The organism is Variovorax sp. J22R115 (assembly GCF_030317005.1).
Classification (GTDB): Bacteria; Pseudomonadota; Gammaproteobacteria; order Burkholderiales; family Burkholderiaceae_C; genus Variovorax.
This window is the reverse complement of record NZ_JASZYM010000014.1, coordinates 88,671-103,569: the sequence shown is the minus strand read 5'-3', so window position 1 is coordinate 103,569 and position 14,899 is coordinate 88,671. Positions and strand designations below refer to the sequence as shown.

The window sequence follows — 14,899 nt, the reverse complement described above, 5'->3', positions numbered from 1 at the left end:
TCAGAGGCTGAAGCTCTGCAGGTGATCGACGCGCTTGGTCAGCCCTGCGAGGCCAAGGTAGTGCGTCAGCCGGCCCTCGCGCACTTCGATCAGTGACGATTCGAGTTCAGCCAGCAATCCATCGCGGACCGCAGCATAGGCCACCGGCAGGTCGTCATGGGTTTGCCCATAGGCGTTCGCAATCAGCCGCGCTGCCGCAGGTGCGCCGCAGGCGACGCACTCGGCAATGGCCGTGGGGCTGGGTTGGGCACCGTGCGCCAGAAGCAGGCTGACGAGCTCGGGCGAGACGGCGTTGTCGATGTAGTCCAGCGCATCGGGCGCCACGGGTGCGCCAGCGCGCACCAGCGCAGCGGCCGCGGCATGGGCGCCGTGGCTCAGCGCCAGATCGGTGGCAATCGCGCTGCCGTGCAGCGGGCCGTCGACCGGCACGCCGGCGGCGATCAGCCGGCCGACCAGCTCAGCGTCGTCGGTCGCGACCGCATGGCGCAGCGCGATGCGCGAGAGCGGCCCGTTCTGGCCCAACGTTCCTTCGGCCAGCGGAGTTCGCCAGTCGACCATTGCGCGGCGATAGAAGGCGACCAGCTTGTCCATCAGTTCGATGGTCAGACCGTGCTCCTGGTGTCGCTGGTCGAGATACTCGAACAGCGTCTGCCCGGTGAAGTACTCGCCTGCGGGTTCCAGCGGGTCCTCGTCGAGATGCAGAGCCTCGAATGCGGCGCACAGGTCGTGCGCGACAGTCGTCATGCCGTCCTCGTGCATCTCGTGCGCCCAAGCCGCCGGCAGGCCCTGCTTCCACGCGAGGACGTGGCCGTAGTCCGCGCCTGACTCCACCACCGCATAGATGCGGTCGCAGTCTTCGAGTCCACCGATCGGCAGCAGGGTCAGCTTGCCATCCCAGGCCTCGTCGCTTTCCGCGGCAGCTTCCCTCGCACCTTCGAGCTCGTGCCCGATCCAGCCTTGCAGGTCGTGAAAGGAGTCGCTGCCGTTCCAGAACAGTTCGCTCCAGCCGACCGATTCCTCGTTGCCGTTCATGTGCAGGTGGAGGTCGTAGTCGACGCGGCCACCAGCCGTGAGCCGCCACAGCGCGAGCAGTTCGGGCGGAAGCGGCCCCGCGCAGACGGCCTGCACCGACGCGATCTGCTCCTGCGTCATCGGCGGCTGCGCGTCGAAGATCACGCGCCGCGCGAAGAGCGCAATGCCATGGGAGCGCAGATGCGCAAGCTCCTCATCGCCGAAGAAATCGTTGTCCATCTCGTCTCCTCTTTGTCGTGATGGGATGCGGGTTCGCGCCAGGGCAGCCTAGAGATCCGTCCTGAGCTTCCAGATCTCCGGGAACAGCACCACGTCGAGCATCTTGCGCAGGTAGCTTACGCCGCCCGTGCCGCCCGTGCCACGCTTGAAGCCGATCACCCGCTCGACCGTGGTCACGTGGCGGAAGCGCCAGAGGCGGAATGCATCTTCGAGGTCGGTGAGCTCCTCGCCGAGCTGGTAGAGCTCCCAGTACTTCTTCGGGTCGCGATAGGCCACCAGCCAGGCCTGCTCGACGCCGTCGCTCGACTCGTAGGGCTTCGACCAGTCGCGATCCAGATGGTCGGCCGGCACGTCGAGCCCCCGGCGCGCCAGCAGGCGCAGGGCTTCGTCGTAGAGAGAAGGCGCGCGCCAGGCGGCCTCCACCTCGGCCAGCAACTCAGGGCGGTGCGAATGCGGCTTGAGCATCGCGGCGTTCTTGTTGCCCAGCGCGAACTCGATGCAGCGGTACTGCCAGCTCTGAAAGCCGCTGGAGGCGCCGAGGTAGGGCCGCATGGCGCTGTATTCGGGCGGCGTCATGGTGGCGAGTACGTCCCATGCGTGGACCAACTGCTCCATGATGCGCGATACGCGCGCCAGCATCTTGAAGGCGCTGGACAGGTCATCCTCCGCAATGCAGCGGATTGCGGCGCGCAGTTCGTGCAGCATGAGCTTCATCCAGAGTTCGCTGGTCTGGTGCTGCACGATGAAGAGCAGTTCGTCGTGCGCCGGCGACCGCGGATGCTGCGCGTTCAGGATGGTGTCGAGACTCAGGTAGTCGGTGTAGCTCATCGAGGCGCTGAAATCGAGCTGCGCCTTTTCGTCGTGGACGATTTGTTCCGTGCTAGTGCTCATTGGGGATTTTCAGGTCACGGCCTGCTTCTGGTTGAATTCGGGCCGCTTCCATTCCTCGCTGTCCAGGACTTGCACGAGGTGTTCGACCGAGTGCCACACGTCCTCGAAGCTGAGGTACAGGGGTGTGAAGCCGAAGCGGAGGATGTCGGGCATCTGCGAGTCGCCGGCGCGAAAATCGCCGATCACGCCGCGCGCAATCAGCGCCTGCACGATGGCATACGCGCCCGGACCGCCATCGCTCAACGCCAGGCATACCTGCGATCCGCGCTGCGCGTGATCGCGCGGCGTGACCAGCGTGAAACGGCCTGCGCAGCGTGCTTCCACGAGTGCGATGAATGCATCGGTCAGCGCCAGTGATTTGGTGCGCAGCGCCGCCATGCTGCCTTGTCCGACCGAGAAGGCTTCGGCCGCGAGCACGCTGTCGAGCCCGCATTCGAGGCTGGCCAGCGCGACGATCGGTTGCGTGCCGCAGAGGTAGCGCGCGATGCCTGGAGCCGGCCGATAGTTCGGCGTGAACTCGAAGGGTGCAGCGTGCCCCCACCAGCCCGACAGCGGCTGCTCGAACTGCCCGGCGTGCCGCGTGTGCACCCAGACGAAGGCTGGCGCTCCGGGGCCGCCGTTCAGGTACTTGTAGCCGCAGCCGACCGCGAAATCGGCGTTGCTTTCGTTGAGTGCGACCGGTACCGCGCCGGCGCTGTGTGCGAGATCCCACACCGTCAGCGCACCGGCCGCATGGGCTGTGGCCGTGACGGACTTCATGTCGTGCATCGCGCCGGTGCGGTAGTTCACATGGGTCAGCATCAGCACCGCCACTTCGTCCGTGAGCGCGGCGGGCAACTCGCTCGCATCGATCAGCTTGAGCGTGAAGCCGCGTTCAAGGCACAGCGATTCGGCGATGTAGAGATCGGTGGGAAAGTTGCTGCGCTCGCTGACGACGACACGGCGCCGGCTGCCAGCTTCCCCGGCCTGCCGGACCTGGTTCAGCGCCGCGACCAGCACCTTGTAGAGATTGACCGAGGTGCTGTCGGTGCAGACGACTTCGCCGGGCGCCGCACCGATCAGGCGCGCCACCTTGTCGCCGAGCCGTTGCGGCAAGTCGAACCAGCCCGCACTGTTCCACGAGCGAATGAGGCCTTCGCCCCATTCCTTGGCGACCACCTCGGCAATGCGTGCGGGAGCAGTCTTGGGCAGCACGCCGAGCGAGTTGCCGTCCAGGTAGATGACACCTTCGGGCAGGAAGAACTGGTCTCTCAATCCGGCAAGAGGATCTTGCGCGTCGAGGCGCTTGCAGTCGTCGTGCGTCATGGTCGGGACGGGCTGGAGTTCACGCAGGATCGCGCGCACAGGCGAGGCATCGGCGCTCACCAGCTTGAGGGGGAGGGCGATCAACTCATAGTCGCCCTCGGCCACCTCGTCGAGTACGAGGTTCTCCAGCACGCGCAAATCGAGGCGGCGGATGACCTGGTGGCTCTCGAGCGTCTTGCTGTCGGCCGGATCGATGCTCGCCGTGTCGATGCCGACCAGCTTCACGCCCAGCGATGCCAGGCGTTCGATGGTGGCGGGGGCAAAGGCGGCGAGCCGGCCATCCCAGCGATCGACCGGTGCGCTCTCGTACGTGCGCACGAGCACGCGCGGCGGAAGCCCGTCGACTGCATGGGCGATGTGCTCCCACTCGATCAGCGGCCCGCGCGCGATCGCATGGATCACGCGACAGGGACCGACGTAGGGGGTGAGGTCGATGTTGCCGATGGTCGCGCCGGCCGGGTCGTAGTGCAGCGGTGCGTCCGCATGCGCACCGACGTGCGGCGACAGCGTGATTTCGCTGACATTGACCGGGCAGCCCGGCGCGATGGTGGCGGCCCAGCGCTGGCGATAGGGCGTGTCGCCGGGGAAAACCGGCGCGCCTTCATGCACCGGCGGGGAGATGTCCCAGAGTCGTTGGTTCATGGCGCAAAGTTAGCGCCGCGAAGGGACTCGTGGTGTCGGTTATTTCCAACAGATTGGAAACAGCGCCGCTCGCGAAAAACTCAGGTCTGGCGCCCTAGCAGCAGGAACTCCATCAGCGCCTTCTGCACGTGCATCCGGTTCTCGGCTTCGTCCCACACGACCGACTGAGGGCCGTCGATCACATCGGCCTCGACTTCCTCGCCGCGGTGCGCGGGCAGGCAGTGCATGAAGAGGGCGTCAGGCTGGGCCACGCGCATCATTTCGGTGTCGACGCACCAGTCGGCAAAGGCGGCACGGCGGGCCTCGTTCTCGGCCTCGTAGCCCATGCTGGTCCAGACGTCGGTGGTCACGAGGTCGGCGCCGCGGCAGGCTTCCATCGGGTCCTTGAAGACCTTATAGCTCTCGGCCGAGCGGATGCCGGCGATCGACTGGTCGACCTCGTAGCCGCTCGGCGTGCTCACATGCACCTTGAAGCCGAGGATTTCGCTGGCCTGCAGCCAGGTGTTGGCCATGTTGTTGCCGTCGCCCACCCAGGCCACGGTCTTGCCCGCGATCGAGCCGCGGTGCTCGATGAAGGTGAAGATGTCCGCGAGGATCTGGCAGGGATGGAACTCGTTGGTCAGCCCGTTGATGACCGGCACGCGCGAGTGCGCCGCGAAGGCTTCGATCTTGGTCTGCTCGAAGGTGCGGATCATCACGAGGTCGACCATGCGGCTGATCACCTTGGCGCTGTCCTCGATGGGCTCGGCGCGGCCCAGCTGGCTGTCGCCGGTCGTGAGGTGCACCACGCTGCCGCCGAGCTGGTACATGCCGGCCTCGAAGCTCACGCGCGTGCGGGTCGATGCCTTCTCGAAGATCATCGCCAGCGTGCGATCGACCAGGGGTTGGTGCTTCTCGTACGCCTTGAACTTCTTCTTGATCAGCGCAGCGCGCGCGAAGACGTGCGCGTACTCGTCGGCCGCGAAGTCCGAGAACTGCAGGTAGTGCCGGATGGCGGGCGTATCGGTCATGGCTGCGGCTCCGCGAGAAAGGCCTTCACCAACGGCGCCAGGATCGCGACGATCTCGTCGGCTTCGGCGATGCTGAGGATCAGCGGCGGCACCAGGCGGATCACGCTGTCGGCCGTCACGCTCACCAGCAGGCCGGCGTCGCACGCGCGGTTCAGGATCACGCCGCAGGGCCGGTCGAGCTCGATGCCGAGCATCAGGCCCTGGCCGCGGATCTCCTTCACGCCCGGCAGGCTGCCCAGCTCGCGCTCCAGCGCAGCCTTGAGATGCGAACCGACATTGGCTGCGTTGTCGAGCAGCTTCTGCTCTTCCATGATGCGGATCGTCTCGATGCCGGCGCGCATGGCGAGCGGATTGCCACCGAACGTCGTGCCGTGGTTGCCCGGGCCGAAGATGTGGGCGGCGCGCGGCCCGGCGACGACGGCACCGATCGGCACGCCCGAACCGAGTCCCTTGGCCAGCGGCATCACGTCCGGCTTGATGCCGGCCCACTGGTGCGCGAACCACTTGCCCGTGCGGCCCATGCCGCACTGCACCTCGTCGATCATCATGAGCCAGTCGCGCTCGTCGCACAGTTGGCGCACCTGGCGCAGGTATTCCCAGCGCATGGGGTTGATGCCGCCTTCGCCTTGGATGGTCTCGAAGAACACGGCCACGACATTCGGATTGCCTTCGGTCGCCTTCTTGAGCGCTTCGAAGTCGTTGAGCGGAACCCGGATGAAGCCCTCGACCAGCGGGCCGAAACCTTGCTGGACCTTGGGGTTGCCGGTGGCCGATAGCGTGGCGATGCTGCGGCCGTGGAAGGCGGCTTCGTAGACCACGATTTCGGGCCGATCGATGCCCTTGTCGTGGCCGAACTTACGCGCGAGCTTGATCGCGGCTTCGTTGGCTTCCAGGCCCGTGCAGCAGAAGAAGGCGTTGGTGAGCCCGGAGAGTTCCGTCAGCTTGGTCGCGAGCTGCTCCTGGCCGGGCACGTGGTAGTAGTTCGAGCTATGGATCAGCTTCGAAATCTGGTCCTGCAGCGCGGGCACCAATTCGGGGTGGTTGTGGCCCAGCGTGTTGACGGCGATGCCGCCGAGGCCATCCAGGTACGCTCGCCCCTCGGTGTCCCACACTCGGCAGCCCTGGCCGTGGGACAGCGCGATCGGCAGGCGTCCGTAGGTGTTCATGACGTGGGGCGACGAGGGGGCGGCAGTGGCGCTCATGCGGTTCTCCGGAAAAGGGAACGCGGATTCTAGGCGTGTGATTTGACCGCTTCAGTGAGGATTGCGCATCACAGCAATGCCCCTGCAAATGTCGCTCGCGCGACCCCCCGGATAGAATCGTTGTGCGGCGCAGCATGAGCCTGTGCCTTCCTCTCCCGACTGATGGTTTCTCCCGACGCAAAAGAAGTTTTCATCCAGGGCATCACCCTGGATGGCCGGACATTTCGCCCCAGCGATTGGGCTGAACGATTGGCGGGCGTCATGTGCTCGTTCCGCCCGGGCGGTCCGCAGCCCGGAAGCCACCTCAATTATTCGCCCTGGTGCGTGCCGACCGTCATCAACGGGGTCAAGTGCGTCGTGGTGAACCGCGCCTTGCGCGATGCCGAGCCGATGGCCTGGGATTTCTGCCTCAATTTCGCGAAGGACAATAACCTGCAGGTGGCCGAGGCTTGCCTGGTACCGGACGTGCCGGCGCTTCAGGAACCCGCCAGGAAGTAGCGCCCGCATAAAGGCGCGCCCATGAAAAAACCGCCCGAAGGCGGTTTTCACTTTTGCTGCGGCGCACCCCGATCAAACGGCGGACTGGCGAACCGGTCCGGGCTGTTTGCCTGAAAGCGTCAGGCGGCGGCCTTTTCAGGGGCGAGGGCCAGGTTCTTGACCTTGGCCGACAGGCGGCTCTTGTCGCGAGCAGCCTTGTTCTTGTGGAAGATGCCCTTGTCGGCGACGGTGTCGACGATGCTCTGCGCCTTCGCGAAGAGTTCTGCCGCCTTGGTCTTGTCACCGGCCAGGACGGCCTTCTCGACGTTCTTTACGGCGGTGCGGTATTTGGAGCGCAGCGAGGTGTTCGCGGCGTTGAGCTTGACGTCCTGGCGGACGCGTTTACGGCCCGACGCGAGGCGCGGGTTCTTCTTCTTGGGCTTGGTGGATGCCATGGATTGATTTCCTAAGTGTCTGGGGATGATGCAGCAAAGCCTTCCATTATAGGCGAAGGGCGCGAAGCCGTCCCAGGCGCCCGGAAGAGGGCGCGCGGCCACATACACTTCCGGCCTGTGTCCCTGCTCAAATCCGCCTCCACCGTCTCGCTGCTGACGCTCGCCTCCCGGGTGACCGGGCTGATTCGCGATCTGCTCATGGCCTCGGTATTCGGGGTCAGCGCGCTGACCGATGCCTTCAATGTCGCCTTTCGCATCCCCAACCTGTTCCGGCGGGTTTTCGGCGAAGGTGCGTTTAGCCAGGCTTTCGTGCCGGTGCTGGCCGCCACCCGCACGGAAAGCGGCGATGAGGGGGCCCGCCAACTGGTCGACCATGTTGCCACCCTGCTGACGTGGACGCTGGTCGTTCTTTGCGTTGCGGGTGTGGTTGGCGCGCCGCTGATGGTCTGGGCGATGGCCAGCGGCCTGAAGCAGACGACCCAGGGGTTCGACGCTGCCGTGGTCATGACGCGCTGGATGTTCCCGTACATTGGGTTCATGTCGCTGGTGGCGCTGGCCGGCGGCATCCTCAACACCTGGCGCAAGTTCGCGGTGCCCGCCGCATCGCCGGTGCTGCTGAATGTGTCGCTGATCCTCTCGATCCTCGTCGGCGCGCCCTGGTTCAGGCGGCACGGCATCGAGCCGATCTACGCGCAGTGCGTGGGCGTGATCGTGGGCGGGGTGCTGCAACTGGCCCTGCAGTTGCCGGCTCTGCACGGGCTGGGAATGCTGCCGCGCATCGGTGTGAGCCTGCGTGCGATCCGCACGGCCTGGGCCGACCCGACGACGCGCAAGATCGTGAAACTCATGCTGCCAGCGCTGATCGGTGTCAGCGCGGCGCAGATTTCGCTGCTGATCAACACACAGATCGCATCGCACCTGGCGCCCGGCAGCGTAACCTGGGTCACGTACGCCGATCGCCTGATGGAGTTCCCGACGGCGCTGCTCGGCGTGGCGCTGGGCGTGGTGCTCATGCCGCAGCTGGCGGGCGCGCGGGCCGCGAAGGACGATGCCCGCTATTCATCCCTGCTCGACTGGGGGCTGCGCCTCGTGGTGCTGCTTTCCGCGCCATGCGCAGTGGCCCTGCTCGTTTTCTCGAAACCGTTGGTCGCCGTGCTGTTCCACAACGGTGCGTTCAGCGCCCTGGACGTGCAGCGCACGACCGCGGCGCTGATGGGCTACGGCGTGGGCCTCGTCGGCACCGTCGCGATCAAGGTGCTCGCGCCCGGCTACTACGCGAAACACGATATGCGCACGCCGATGCTGATCGCGGTCGGCGTGCTGGTCCTCACGCAGATCCTCAACTTCTTCCTGGTGCCGGTGTTGCAGCATGCAGCCCTGACGCTCACCATCGGCATCGGCGCCCTGGTCAATTCGACCTGGCTGCTGGTCGGCCTGATCCGTCGCGGCAGCTACAAACCTTTGCCGGGGTGGGGGAAGTTCATTCTTCAGGTGCTGGTCGCCACGCTGGTGCTCGCCGCCTTGCTGGTTTGGGGCGCGCAGCATTTCGACTGGATCGGCCTACGCGCCGTGCGCCTGCAGCGCATCGGCCTGCTGGCCGCGCTGATCGCGGGTGCCGCGGCCATCTATTTCACCGTGCTCGCCGTCGCTGGCGTCAAGCTGCGCAGTTTTGTGCGGCGCTGAAGCCCTTCGGCGTTACCGCCTTGACGCTCCCCGATTGCTCCTCTACAAAGCCACATGACGTTCAGCTTCTCGACGCCCACTGCTCTCGAGTACTTCAGTTCACTCGTGAAGAGCGACGAGCAGTTTCCGTTGCTCGAAGCGGCGGCCAGCCTTGCGCAGGACGAATATCCCGAACTCGACGTGCAGCAGGTGCTGGGTGATGTCGACCAGTTGCTTGCCAGGCTCAAGCGGCGCCTGCCGGCAGACGCGGCGCACCTGCAGCGTTTGCGGATTCTCAATCAGTTCTTTTTTCATGACCTGAGCTTCGGCGGCAACGTCAACGATTACTACGATCCCGACAACAGCTACCTCAACGCGGTGCTGCGCACGCGGCGGGGCATTCCGATCTCGCTCGCCGTGCTGTGGATGGAACTTGCTCAGGGCCTTGGCCTGCAAGCGCGCGGCGTGGGTTTTCCGGGGCATTTCATGCTCAAGGTCACGCTGCCGAAGGGGCAGGTGGTGATCGACCCGTTCACCGGCAAGTCGCTCTCGCGCGAAGAACTCAGCGAACGCCTGGAGCCCTACAAGCGCAGCAACGGCCTGGTCGGTGATTTCGACGTACCGCTCGGCCTCTATCTCCAACCCGCGACGCCGCGCGAGATCATCGGGCGCATGTTGCGCAACCTGAAGGAAATCCATCACGCGCAGGAAGACTGGCAGCGGGCGATTGCCGTTCAGGATCGCTTGATCGCCCTGCTGCCCGAGGCGTGGGGCGAGCATCGCGACCGCGGACTGGCCCATGCGGAGCAGGGCAACTGCGCACTTGCGGTGCGCGACCTCGAAACCTATCTGGCGCACGCTGAAGACGCGCTCGACATCGATGCCATCGCCGAACGCGTGGCGGCGCTCCGCCGGGCGGAAAGCTGATGGAGCCGGCCAAGGCTTCGGCGGTGGACCTCGGGACGCTGCATGAATTCCATGGCGTCCAACCAGTGCTGCCGGTGGCCGATGTCACACGCGCGGCGCGCTACTTCCGCGATGTGCTCGGCTTCGAACTCGACTTCATCGCCGGCGAACCACCAAGCTACGCGCGGGTGAAGAAGGGTGATCGCAGCTACGGGGATCCCGTGTACCTGCGCCTCTGGCAGTGTGGCCGGCGCGAGGCCAGTCCCTGGCGCGGCGAAATCGTGATTCATGTCGGACGCGACGTCGATGGACTGCACGCGGCCTACGTCAAGCGCGGCGTGGTGGTGATCGAGCCGCCGACCTCCCAGCCATGGGGCTTGCGCGAGTTCGCGATCCGCGAGCCAGATGGGCACGTACTTCGCTTTTGCGGGTATCTCTAACTCGCCCCCAGGCTTGCCCACTTCGTGTGGCCGCCCACCCCCTGCCGGGGGCAACACCTGCGGACCGGCGGAGCCGGATCCGCGGTGTTTCACGCTCTCATCGGTGCGCTTTCGTGGGTTGACGGGGAGCCGGGGAGGCCGAACTGGCGCCAGGCTCGGCGCAGTTGAGTGTCGGAGCCGAAGCCCGAGATGTCTGCCGCGCGGGTGACGTTGGCGCCGGATTGCAGTGCGAGTTGTGCGGTCGCGAGGCGCAAGCGACGCAGGTAGGCAAGTGGCGCTACGCCGGCGTGTTCGACGAAGAGGCGTGTCAGGTGTCGCGGCGATGTGTGGGCGACGTCGGCCATGCGGGGTACGTTCCAGTCGGCTTGCGGTTGTTCGCTCACGGCGTCCTGCACATGGTGCAGGGCGGCATGCAGGTGGTTGCGGTAGGCCAGGAAGGGCGACAGTTCCGGGTCGTGGGGGCCGCGTCGCATGGCGACGACCATGGTCTGGGCTACGCGCGCGGCGAGCGATTCGCCGCAGGTTTCGGCGATGCGGTGAAGCATGAGGTCGATGCCCGTCGTGACACCGGCGCTGCTGTAGAGCGGTGGATCCAGAACGAAGACTCGGTTGGCGACCACCTCGCAGCGTGGGTCGACGCGTTGCAGTTCGTCGAGGTGGTGGTGGTGCGTCGTCGCGCGGCGTCCGCTCAGCAGGCCCGCATGGGCTGCGAGAAGGGTGCCGGCACAGACCGTGATCAGTTCCAGCCGTCCGCTTTCGAGGCGCAGACGGCGCAACCAGTGCAGCAGGGTCTGCGCGTGCTCGTTGTCGATGGCCACCGTGTCGCCCGGCAGGCCGACCAGCACGATCCACGCCGGACCCTTCCATTGGGACGGCAGCGGCTGGAGTTCCGCGAGCGTGACGCCGACGGAACTCGTTGATGTCGACCGGGAGCTTGCGAAGACGAGTTCGAAGCGCGCCGGCCTCCCGCTTGCGACCAGCAACTGGTTGGCGATGCGCAGCGCTTCCGCTGGGCCGGCCCAATCGAGGATCAGGCTGTGGGGCAACAGCGCAAAGACGACTCGGATGGGAGCGCTGCCAGCTAGTCGGGTCTCGTCCATGTGAAATCCATCTGTCGCGCCGTACGCAGGGCCAGCGCTTCGTCCGCCAGTCGGGCCACGAGGTGCAGGCTCATGTCGATACCCGCGGTGATGCCGGCGGATGTGACGACGCTGCCCTGGTCGATCCAGCGTACGCCTTCGCGCACATCGAGCGAAGGGAAGCGCGTTCGCAAGTCCGCGATGTCTTCCCAATGCGTCGTGACAGGCTGGTCGCGCAGCACGCCGCTGGCCGCCAGGAGGAAGGCGCCAGTGCAGACCGATGCGGTGACGCGGGCATCGCGGCTCGCGCTTGCGATCCACTCCAGCGTGGCCGCGCATTGCATCGCGGCGTCGACCACGCCGCCGGGCACGATCAGGACGTCCGCGGGAGGCGCGTCGGCAAACGAATGCTTCGGCAGAACGGAAAGCCCGGCCCGCATGCGCACTGGCGCCAGGCTGCGCGCTAGGCAAGTCACCTCGAAGAGCGAGGGTGCGTCCGGTGCGGCTCGCCGGGCCATGCGGCTGGCCGTGGTGAAGACCTCGTAAGGCCCGGCGAGATCCAGCGCCTCGACATCGTCGAACGCGAGGATCGCAACACGCAGCGTGGGGTTCACACCGCTTCCTTCGTCCTTTCGGCGAGGCGCGTGAGCGCTTCGTCCACGCCGCAGATCTTCGCGAATCGGCCATCGAGTACCGTGGCCGTCCGGGCCTTGATGTCGGCCGCGGTCAGCGGCTTGCCGTCGGGCTGGACCATGTCGAAGGTCAGTGTGGCATCGGGAACATAGTCGACTTGCCAGCCGAGGTCGGAGGCGTGGCGCGCGGTCGTTTCGCAGCATTGCTCGGTGCGGATGCCGCTGATGACGAGGCGGTCGACGCGGTTTTGGGTCAGCCAGACGTCCAGTCCGGTGCCCACGAGGGCGCTATGACGGCGCTTGGTGAAGGTGGCTGCGGCGTCGAAGCCGGCCAGTCCTTCGAGCGGCCGCACATGCCCCGATTCGACAGCGAAGGAATTGCTCGCCACGGCCGGTCCGTCGGTGTGGAAGATCCGGACGATGGGCGCGCCCGCGGCGGCGAAGCCCGAAATCAGCGCGTTCTGGGCGCCGAGGTACGCGGGCAGGCTTCGTTCGTCGAAATAGGGGCGGTGGCGGAACGACTCCTGAACATCGATCACTATCAGACAGCTCTTCATGGCGCGCAACTCCTGGTGAAAGGGGGATTGATACCCCGAATTTTCACGCATGGAGGTCGATTCGTCCGAGCCGGCGCGGACCGGAATCGATCAATTCAGGACATGACCTCCGCCTAAACCAGCTCAGCTGCCTTCAATTCTTTCTTGAGGTAGGCATAGAACAGCGGTGCCGCGACCAGCCCGGCCGGGCCGAACACGGCTTCGGCCACGAACATCACCGCCAGAAGCTCCCACACCGCCATCTGCGTGCGGCTGCCGACCACCTTGGCATTGATCAGGTATTCGGCCTTGTGGATCAGGATCAGGAACACCAGGCAGGCCAGCGCGACGATCGGCGACACCGACAGCCCCACCAGCGTGATGACCGCGTTGCACACGAGGTTGCCGACGATCGGCACCAACCCGGCGACGAAGGTCAGGGTGATCAGCGCCGGCGTATAGGGAAGTTCCATCTCCCACGCGGGCAGCAGAAACAGCAGGAAGATGGCCGTCAGGAAGGTGTTGAAGGCGGCGATCCAGAACTGAGCCGCCACGATCTGGCCGAAGGCCTCGCCGAACAGCACGATGCGTTCCTTGATCTGCTGGGCCAGCGGACGGCGCGATGGGACTTGCGTGGCGATGGCGGCCAGCGCGCCGATGATCAGGCCCACATAGGCGAACAGCAGCCCGCCCAGCCACGCCCGGCCTGTCAGTGCGAGCGAGCCGGCCTGCGCGCGCAAGAAGCCGGCGATGGTCCGCTGCACCTCCGCCGAGCCTTCCGGCAGGTAGGCGGCGATGTCCGGGGGCAGCTTGAGGCGCAGTTCGAGCACTGTCCGCGCGACGAAGTCGAGCAGTTCCTGGTACTGCTCCGGAGCGTTGAGCACGAATTCGCGCGCCTCCGAAAAGCCGAGGATGAGGAGCCCGATCGGCGCCAGCATCACGAATGTCGCCGCGGTGATGCGCGGGAACGGTGGAGTCATGGCCCACGCCGGATCGTTCGCGCTGATCTTTCGCGATCGGCGGAGGCCCGAATGCAGCACCCGGGCGATCCAGCGTGTGCCGAGAAATCCGATGCACACGCACAGCAGTCCCGGCAGCAAGCCCTGCCACATGATCAAGAGCAGAGTCCCGGCAATGAGCAGATAGCTCGCCGTGACCAGGGAACGCGACGGGGTGCGGGTCAGCTCGCTCACTCGGCGCAAGCTGTTCAGGCGACGACGACTGGTGCGCCGGACCCGCGCTCGGCGATGACGCCGATCTCGTGCACTGTCTCGCCGGCCGCGCGCAGCGTGGCTGCGCAGGCGGCGGCTTCGGCCGCGTCGATGACCACCACCATGCCGATGCCATTGTTGAAGGTACGGTTCATCTCGATGTCGTCGATGCCGGCAACCTTCTGCAGCCAGGCGAAGAGTTCGGTCTGCGGCCAGCTGCCTTTGCGCAGGTGGGCTGCCGTTCCCTCGGGCAGCACGCGCGGGATGTTCTCGAGCAGGCCGCCGCCGGTGATGTGGGCCAGGGCCTTGATAGGGTGCTTGGCGAGCGCGGCGAGCACCGGCTTCACGTAGAGGCGCGTCGGCGCCATCACGGCTTCGCGGAAGGGCTTGCCGTCCAGCGTGGGGGGCAGGGCGTCGCCTGCGCGCTCGATCACCTTGCGCACCAGGCTGAATCCATTGGAGTGCACGCCGGCCGAGGCAAGGCCCAGCACCACGTCGCCGGGCTTGACGTTCTGCCCGGTCAGGATCAACGATTTCTCGACCGCGCCCACGGCGAAGCCCGCCAGGTCGTACTCGCCCGCTGGGTACATGCCTGGCATTTCGGCCGTCTCGCCGCCGATCAGTGCGCAGCCGCTGAGCTCGCAGCCCCGGGCGATGCCGCCGACCACGGCCGCGGCCGTGTCCACGTCGAGCTTGCCGCAGGCGAAGTAGTCAAGGAAGAAGAGCGGTTCGGCGCCCTGCACCAGCACGTCGTTCACGCTCATGGCCACCAGGTCGATGCCCACGGTGTCATGCATGTTCCATTCGAATGCGAGCTTGAGCTTGGTGCCCACGCCGTCGGTGCCGCTCACCAGGACTGGTTCCTTGTAGCGCTTGGGCACTTCGAACAGGGCGCCGAAGCCGCCGATGCCGGCCAGCACGCCCTCGCGCATCGTCTTCTTGGCGAGGGGCTTGATCCGGTCGACCAGCGCGTCGCCGGCGTCGATGTCGACGCCCGCATCCTTGTAGCTGAGCGGAGTGGTGGAGTTGGAGTTCATGGCGGGCCGGGCTGGAGGAGGGGAAGGGCGGAAGGAGGAGGACAATGACGCCGGCAACCGATGCGGTCGGGCCGATAGAATTCGCCACGATTTTAAGGGCGCTCATCGGCTGCCCTCCCTCAGGCTTGTCAGTCCTGCCCCATGAACCCTTCTTTCGCGTCAT

At 66.1% G+C, this 14,899-nt stretch carries 15 protein-coding genes and 1 pseudogene; 4 read left to right on the top strand and 12 right to left on the bottom strand.

Annotation, left to right across the window (positions count from 1 at the left end; genetic code table 11):
* From QTI04_RS24160 to QTI04_RS24135, 6 genes and pseudogenes are all read right to left on the bottom strand, one after another.
* Complete coding sequence (locus QTI04_RS24160; protein WP_286617824.1) at nt 1-1,251, bottom strand: SMI1/KNR4 family protein; 1,251 nt, start codon at nt 1,249-1,251, stop codon at nt 1-3.
* A 48-nt stretch (nt 1,252-1,299) separates the two neighbouring features.
* A complete protein-coding gene (gene kynA / locus QTI04_RS24155; RefSeq protein WP_286617823.1) occupies nt 1,300-2,142 on the bottom strand; it encodes a tryptophan 2,3-dioxygenase in 843 nt (280 codons plus the stop codon).
* A 9-nt stretch (nt 2,143-2,151) separates the two neighbouring features.
* Nucleotides 2,152-3,447, bottom strand: a complete 1,296-nt coding sequence (gene kynU / locus QTI04_RS24150) for a kynureninase (protein ID WP_286617897.1) — start codon at nt 3,445-3,447, stop codon at nt 2,152-2,154.
* 27 nt (nt 3,448-3,474) lie between these two features.
* A pseudogene (gene kynB, locus QTI04_RS24145) lies at nt 3,475-4,089 on the bottom strand (arylformamidase); the annotation flags it as partial.
* Between the two features lie 80 nt (nt 4,090-4,169).
* The gene (gene argF, locus QTI04_RS24140) at nt 4,170-5,099 is read right to left on the bottom strand and encodes an ornithine carbamoyltransferase (protein ID WP_286617822.1); all 930 of its coding nucleotides are present in this window, start codon (nt 5,097-5,099) and stop codon (nt 4,170-4,172) included.
* Nucleotides 5,096-6,301 carry an aspartate aminotransferase family protein gene (locus QTI04_RS24135; protein WP_286617821.1) on the bottom strand — a complete coding sequence of 402 codons (1,206 nt, stop codon included), beginning with the start codon at nt 6,299-6,301 and terminating at the stop codon, nt 5,096-5,098. The genes argF and QTI04_RS24135 overlap by 4 nt, the downstream gene beginning before the upstream one ends.
* A 162-nt stretch (nt 6,302-6,463) precedes the next feature.
* Here QTI04_RS24135 and QTI04_RS24130 point away from each other — a divergent pair, with 162 nt between their 5' ends.
* Nucleotides 6,464-6,799: a DUF3579 domain-containing protein gene (locus tag QTI04_RS24130; protein ID WP_286599536.1), complete on the top strand. Its 336-nt coding sequence runs from the start codon at nt 6,464-6,466 to the stop codon at nt 6,797-6,799.
* A gap of 119 nt (nt 6,800-6,918) precedes the next feature.
* On the opposite strand, the gene rpsT is transcribed toward QTI04_RS24130, so the two are convergent.
* Nucleotides 6,919-7,233 carry a 30S ribosomal protein S20 gene (rpsT, locus tag QTI04_RS24125; protein ID WP_286567397.1) on the bottom strand — a complete coding sequence of 105 codons (315 nt, stop codon included), beginning with the start codon at nt 7,231-7,233 and terminating at the stop codon, nt 6,919-6,921.
* Nucleotides 7,234-7,350: 117 nt separating this feature from the next.
* On the opposite strand from rpsT, the gene murJ reads away from it, so the two are divergent.
* Genes murJ through QTI04_RS24110 form a run of 3 tightly spaced genes read left to right on the top strand, consistent with a single transcriptional unit; the run spans nt 7,351 to nt 10,241 of the window.
* Nucleotides 7,351-8,916, top strand: a complete 1,566-nt coding sequence (gene murJ, locus QTI04_RS24120; protein WP_286599537.1) for a murein biosynthesis integral membrane protein MurJ — start codon at nt 7,351-7,353, stop codon at nt 8,914-8,916.
* A gap of 54 nt (nt 8,917-8,970) precedes the next feature.
* Complete coding sequence (locus QTI04_RS24115) at nt 8,971-9,822, top strand: SirB1 family protein (RefSeq protein WP_286599539.1); 852 nt, start codon at nt 8,971-8,973, stop codon at nt 9,820-9,822.
* Nucleotides 9,822-10,241 (top strand): VOC family protein, encoded by a 420-nt coding sequence (locus QTI04_RS24110; RefSeq protein WP_286599541.1) that lies wholly within the window; start codon nt 9,822-9,824, stop codon nt 10,239-10,241. Before QTI04_RS24115 ends, QTI04_RS24110 begins: the two co-directional genes overlap by 1 nt.
* 89 nt (nt 10,242-10,330) lie before the next feature.
* Here QTI04_RS24110 and QTI04_RS24105 read toward each other — a convergent pair whose 3' ends face one another.
* From QTI04_RS24105 to purM, 5 genes are all read right to left on the bottom strand, one after another.
* Nucleotides 10,331-11,341 (bottom strand): GlxA family transcriptional regulator, encoded by a 1,011-nt coding sequence (locus tag QTI04_RS24105; protein ID WP_286617820.1) that lies wholly within the window; start codon nt 11,339-11,341, stop codon nt 10,331-10,333.
* Nucleotides 11,323-11,934 (bottom strand): DJ-1/PfpI family protein, encoded by a 612-nt coding sequence (locus tag QTI04_RS24100; protein WP_286617819.1) that lies wholly within the window; start codon nt 11,932-11,934, stop codon nt 11,323-11,325. The genes QTI04_RS24105 and QTI04_RS24100 overlap by 19 nt, the downstream gene beginning before the upstream one ends.
* On the bottom strand, nt 11,931-12,509 hold the full coding sequence (locus tag QTI04_RS24095) for an isochorismatase family protein (RefSeq protein WP_286617818.1): 579 nt from the start codon (nt 12,507-12,509) through the stop codon (nt 11,931-11,933). Before QTI04_RS24095 ends, QTI04_RS24100 begins: the two co-directional genes overlap by 4 nt.
* A 113-nt stretch (nt 12,510-12,622) precedes the next feature.
* Nucleotides 12,623-13,681 carry an AI-2E family transporter gene (locus tag QTI04_RS24090; protein ID WP_286599546.1) on the bottom strand — a complete coding sequence of 353 codons (1,059 nt, stop codon included), beginning with the start codon at nt 13,679-13,681 and terminating at the stop codon, nt 12,623-12,625.
* Between the two features lie 14 nt (nt 13,682-13,695).
* The gene (gene purM / locus QTI04_RS24085) at nt 13,696-14,736 is read right to left on the bottom strand and encodes a phosphoribosylformylglycinamidine cyclo-ligase (protein ID WP_286599547.1); all 1,041 of its coding nucleotides are present in this window, start codon (nt 14,734-14,736) and stop codon (nt 13,696-13,698) included.
* Nucleotides 14,737-14,899: the final 163 nt, after the last annotated feature.

Coding starts and splice junctions, on each gene's coding strand:
- QTI04_RS24160 (WP_286617824.1), bottom strand. CDS start 1,251: ATGGACAACGATTTCTTCGGCGATGAGGAGCTTGCGCATCTGCGCTCC.
- kynA (WP_286617823.1), bottom strand. CDS start 2,142: ATGAGCACTAGCACGGAACAAATCGTCCACGACGAAAAGGCGCAGCTC.
- kynU (WP_286617897.1), bottom strand. CDS start 3,447: ATGACGCACGACGACTGCAAGCGCCTCGACGCGCAAGATCCTCTTGCC.
- argF (WP_286617822.1), bottom strand. CDS start 5,099: ATGACCGATACGCCCGCCATCCGGCACTACCTGCAGTTCTCGGACTTC.
- QTI04_RS24135 (WP_286617821.1), bottom strand. CDS start 6,301: ATGAGCGCCACTGCCGCCCCCTCGTCGCCCCACGTCATGAACACCTAC.
- QTI04_RS24130 (WP_286599536.1), top strand. CDS start 6,464: ATGGTTTCTCCCGACGCAAAAGAAGTTTTCATCCAGGGCATCACCCTG.
- rpsT (WP_286567397.1), bottom strand. CDS start 7,233: ATGGCATCCACCAAGCCCAAGAAGAAGAACCCGCGCCTCGCGTCGGGC.
- QTI04_RS24115 (WP_286599539.1), top strand. CDS start 8,971: ATGACGTTCAGCTTCTCGACGCCCACTGCTCTCGAGTACTTCAGTTCA.
- QTI04_RS24110 (WP_286599541.1), top strand. CDS start 9,822: ATGGAGCCGGCCAAGGCTTCGGCGGTGGACCTCGGGACGCTGCATGAA.
- QTI04_RS24105 (WP_286617820.1), bottom strand. CDS start 11,341: ATGGACGAGACCCGACTAGCTGGCAGCGCTCCCATCCGAGTCGTCTTT.
- QTI04_RS24095 (WP_286617818.1), bottom strand. CDS start 12,509: ATGAAGAGCTGTCTGATAGTGATCGATGTTCAGGAGTCGTTCCGCCAC.
- purM (WP_286599547.1), bottom strand. CDS start 14,736: ATGAACTCCAACTCCACCACTCCGCTCAGCTACAAGGATGCGGGCGTC.